Annotated in this window: 5 protein-coding genes; 2 read left to right on the top strand and 3 right to left on the bottom strand. The window is 42.4% G+C overall.

Annotated features, from left to right (window positions below):
- Window positions 1-39 precede the first annotated feature (39 nt).
- Window positions 40-699 (top strand): uracil-DNA glycosylase, encoded by a 660-nt coding sequence (locus tag ACW12G_RS06560; protein WP_010005747.1) that lies wholly within the window; start codon window positions 40-42, stop codon window positions 697-699.
- 102 nt (window positions 700-801) lie between these two features.
- Window positions 802-1791 carry a phosphate acetyltransferase gene (pta, locus tag ACW12G_RS06555; RefSeq protein ID WP_029509149.1) on the top strand — a complete coding sequence of 330 codons (990 nt, stop codon included), beginning with the start codon at window positions 802-804 and terminating at the stop codon, window positions 1789-1791.
- 60 nt (window positions 1792-1851) lie between these two features.
- Here pta and ACW12G_RS06550 read toward each other — a convergent pair whose 3' ends face one another.
- The 3 genes from ACW12G_RS06550 to ACW12G_RS06540 all read right to left on the bottom strand — a co-directional run bounded on the left by ACW12G_RS06550 (window position 1852) and on the right by ACW12G_RS06540 (window position 4142).
- Window positions 1852-2094, bottom strand: a complete 243-nt coding sequence (locus ACW12G_RS06550; protein WP_455647563.1) for a phosphate acetyltransferase — start codon at window positions 2092-2094, stop codon at window positions 1852-1854.
- 412 nt (window positions 2095-2506) lie between these two features.
- Window positions 2507-3529: a WxL protein host-binding domain-containing protein gene (locus ACW12G_RS06545; protein WP_455647562.1), complete on the bottom strand. Its 1023-nt coding sequence runs from the start codon at window positions 3527-3529 to the stop codon at window positions 2507-2509.
- An 82-nt stretch (window positions 3530-3611) separates the two neighbouring features.
- Window positions 3612-4142, bottom strand: coding sequence for a hypothetical protein (locus ACW12G_RS06540; RefSeq protein WP_455647561.1), 531 nt, complete (start codon window positions 4140-4142; stop codon window positions 3612-3614).
- Between the last annotated feature and the right edge of the window lie 423 nt (window positions 4143-4565).

Genomic DNA, 4565 nt, shown 5'->3' with positions numbered 1-4565 from the left:
ACCTCTTTGACCTTATTTTAACACGAAAGAAGCGTAAAAATGCCACTTGCTAACACATCCTGGGCGCCATACATTAAAGCAACATTAGCGCCAGAACAGATTACAGCGATCCAACAATTTTTAAACACCGCGTACCAAAACCAGACTGTTTATCCACCAAGGGATAAGGTATTTGCGGCATTGACGACAACATCTTTACCACAAACAAAAGTAGTGATTATGGGTCAAGATCCGTATCATGAAGTAGGACAAGCGCAGGGTCTGAGTTTTTCAGTGCCTGATACTATCCCGGCACCGCCATCATTACGTAATATTTTAAAGGAATTAGCCACGGATATTGGGCCACGCCAATCCCATGATCTCACATCTTGGGCGCAACAAGGGGTGCTACTGCTCAATGCGGTGTTGACAGTGCCGGCTGGTCAGGCAAATGGCCATGCGGGGCAGGTTTGGGAGCCACTGACAGATGCCATTATGACGGCGGCATCAGCAGATGCATCGCCCAAGGTATTTATTTTGTGGGGTAAATATGCCCAATCCAAACGCCGCTTAATTGATGAGTCGAAACACCTCGTGCTAACGTCTGCGCATCCCAGTCCGTTATCGGCTTACCGTGGTTTTTTTGGTAGTCGGCCATTTTCGCAAGCAAACGTCTTTTTAGCAGCACAAAACCGCGAAACAATTGATTGGTTAAATTGAGTGAAAAAAATCACAAATTCGCAGACAAACACGGATTATTCTGTTACAATTAATTTGTAAATGAAATTAAAATAGTATGTGAGTGACGTTGGAGGAACGATCGTGGTTGAATTATTCGAACAATTAAAAAGTAAGATTAACGGTCAAAATAAAACAATTGTTTTCCCTGAAGGGGAAGATGTCCGTATTCAAGGTGCTGCGGCGCGTTTAGCAGCGGAAGGCTTGATTAAGCCAATTTTGTTAGGGGATGAACGTGTCATTGCGACAACTGCTTCAGAAAATAACTTTGATTTATCAGGTGTTGAAATCATTGATCCATTGCAATATGATGCTGACGCATTGGCAGAATTAAATGCTGCTTTGGTTGCACGTCGTAAGGGTAAGACTGATGCCGAGACAGCGGCCAAGTGGTTACGTGACGTGAACTATTTTGGGACAATGTTGGTTTACACAGGTAAGGCAGATGGTATGGTGTCTGGTGCAACGCATCCAACTGGTGATACTGTACGACCAGCCTTGCAAATTATTAAAACAGCACCAGGATCATCACGTATTTCTGGCGCATTCATCATGCAAAAGGGTGATGAACGTTATGTTTTCTCTGATGCTGCTATCAATATTGATGTTGATGCAGAAACGATGGCAGAAATTGCGGTGCAATCTGCGCAAACAGCTAAGGTATTTGACATTGAACCTAAAGTGGCGATGCTATCATTTTCAACAAAGGGTTCAGCCAAGTCACCAATGGTAGATAAGGTTGTTGAAGCCACGAAGTTAGCCAAGGAAATGGCACCAGAATTAGCAGACCAAATTGATGGTGAATTGCAATTCGATGCAGCGTTTGTCCCATCAGTTGGTGCGGCAAAAGCACCTGATTCTCAAGTCGCAGGTCAAGCCAATACCTTTATTTTCCCAAGCTTAGAAGCTGGTAATATTGGTTATAAGATTGCCCAACGTTTGGGTGGTTTTGAAGCAATCGGCCCAATCTTACAAGGTTTGGATAAGCCAGTGTCAGATTTGTCACGTGGTGCCAACGAAGAAGATGTTTATAAGGTGGCCATCATTACAGCTGCACAAGCGATGGCACAATAAATAATAGTAGATTAAAAAATAGACTGTTTAGCAAAATCTTCTTGCTAAACAGTCTATTTTTTAATTGGCTTGAATTTTTGCAGCTCGGCGATTGTTGACGATTGTTATCGTGACATTTTCGGTATCAGCCTCAGCCAGCGCATCGAGTAACTGGTTTGCCGTAGCATCGCTAAAATCTAAGTGCCAATCACCCATGCGTAGGATATAACGGTCGGCCATGTCGTAGAATTTTAAAGTTGCCGTGTGAGCATTGAGATGTTTCATCAAAGCGATGAGATCAGATAGTGTCGTTATCGGTTTCAATGTCGGTATCCATTCGTGTGTTTTAAAGTATCTAACAAATTAGGATCAGACGACTGCTACCATATGTCATGCCGTAACAAATAAAGTACACGTCAAATATTTTTGGTCAGTTTTTGACATGTCAAAGGCAGGCATCACTGGTGGTTGGTCTTTATCGTGGCAGGTTTGTGAGGATGATAAAAATACCATAGCCCAGTAAACCTACGAGATACAACCAACCAATCAGCCGCCACCATTTCATATGGTGTTGTGGATGATGTCGTCGCATATCGATCTCCCTAAACGTTACCCTTAATATAACGTGTGAACATGACGCTTTTGTGACAAAATCGCCGTGTTAAGAAAACGCTAGTTATTTTTATAAATTCTTACAAAAAGGATCTTTTGCCTGAGCAAAAGATCCTTTGATTGGTTATTTAGTTTGTGATTTTTGCTTTGAACGCTTGAAGAGGAGATACCCGACAGCGGCTAAGAGCAAGAAAATTACGACTGCCATAGCGATCATGCCAATGATGATCCAATTGATTGGCTTTTTCACAGTGTTGTGTTTTGCTGTGTTATTGATACTATCAGATTGGCTTTGATTAAGCGTCAATGGTTGTTGCCACGTCCAGGTGTGGTTCGCATTGTCGGTGACGGTTAATCGATAAGTATAACGGCCACTCGCAAAGGACTGATTGCCTAATGAACTCCGATAAGTAAAATTACTTTGAGGCGCAATGCTATGGTTGCTATCTATTTTTGAGAAAACGACACGACCAGATTGATCAACCAATTCGGATTTGAGAGTGACGCCATTCAGAATGGTAGGGGTCACGTTTTGAATATCGGCCACTAAATTATTATTATGATTAGCGGTCAGTAACTTAAGATGTGTGGCAGTCAGTTTCGGCGTCACAGCATCATCATTTTGACGGATAACAATGGGCACAGCATAAGCGAATTGGTCAGTTAGGCCGGTGGTCTTTTTTTCATTCGTTTCAATTTGGCGCGTCACTGTAATTCCACCGAGTAATTTACCGGCAAATGACACATCGGGCAATTTGAGATGCACTCTCACGACCGTATTAGCCCCAGGTGCCACGGTTACTTCTTTTTGTGGCAATGACGCAATTTGGTTAAATTGCAAATTTTGTGGCACTGATAGGGTGCCTTTGGCAGGGGTCTTGGCATAATCTAGTGCGGTATTCAGATTTGTGACACCAGAATTAACAGCCAGATTAAAGGTTTCTGGTGTTGTCCCAGTGTTGTAAATCGTCACCTTTAAGTCCGTTTCGGCTTTGGCAGGCATCTTTAAGGCGAAGTAACCGTTGTTCGTCGGGTTTTGATATTGATTTTGCACAGTAGCAACGGTAAAATCTGCACCATCCGCGTGGGCAATTTGTGGGATTAATAAGAGGGACAAGGTCAACAGACCAATCCAAATTTTTTTCATGAGTGTTATCCAATTTTATGTACAAAAACGTAGTGATAGGCACTACGTTTTATGATTAGTATCAATTTGTAAACTAAATGGTTTACTGAACGTTAGCTGGCGCGATGGTGTAGGCCACTGTTCCAGTAAATGATGGTGTACCATTTGCCAAGTTCAAAGTTGCGCCTGGTGCGGCAACAGTTGTTGTGGCATAGTTGCTTAGGGTGGCTGCCTTCAAAGCAACATCGGGGATGACAACCGCTTGGTTATTGGAAGCATCAACAGCGTTGTTATCGGAATAAGTGGCTGAAAGCGTCCAGTCAAGTTGTGTCTTCAGGTTTTGTACTGAAAATGAACCAGTAGCTGCGGCGGTCCCTTGTGTCAATGAGGCCTTACCATTGTTCCAGGCATAGTTGATGTTACCGAAGTTATAGTTGGTTGTACCTGAAACAATCGGCATCACGTTATCAGTGGCCACAACAGCTGACATTGAACCACCAGCAGTTGTTGCTGAAGGGGCTGGTGTGCTTGAAGCGGCTGCGGTTGAACCTGATGTTGTGTCGGCAAAAACTGCTGGTGAAAAGGCACCGGCAAGGATTGCAGCAGTTGCTGACAAGAGGAGTGTTTTCTTCATTAGGGGTAAGTCTCCGTTGTTTTATTTAGTTAACTGTTGTTAACAATGGAGTTAAGTTTAGCACTATTAGTTTAAGGGGGTCAATCATTTGTTTTAAAAACGTTTGTCATTTTTTTGTAAAGGCGGGCAGTGTGTGAGATTCCTTCATTAGAGATCGTTTTTTGTCATGAAAAAATAAATTGCGCGATTGATCGATGATAAAAAATGTCGTGTCGATCGTTTGATTTGTATCATACTGATAATTGTTTGCGTATTAAAACGCGACAAAATAACCCCGAATAGATTGGTTCAATTCGGGGTTATTTTGGTTAAAATGGTCAATATTGTGACAATGTTATCAAATATCAGGGGTTGTGCGTTGCTTTGTTGTCATATCAATATGATATCACGTTAGAAAACGTATTTTATTAGGCGTTATAAGGG

The organism is Leuconostoc sp. (assembly GCF_965300815.1).
The sequence above is the reverse complement of the archived record's forward strand: the minus strand, read 5'-3'. Positions and strand labels throughout refer to the sequence as shown.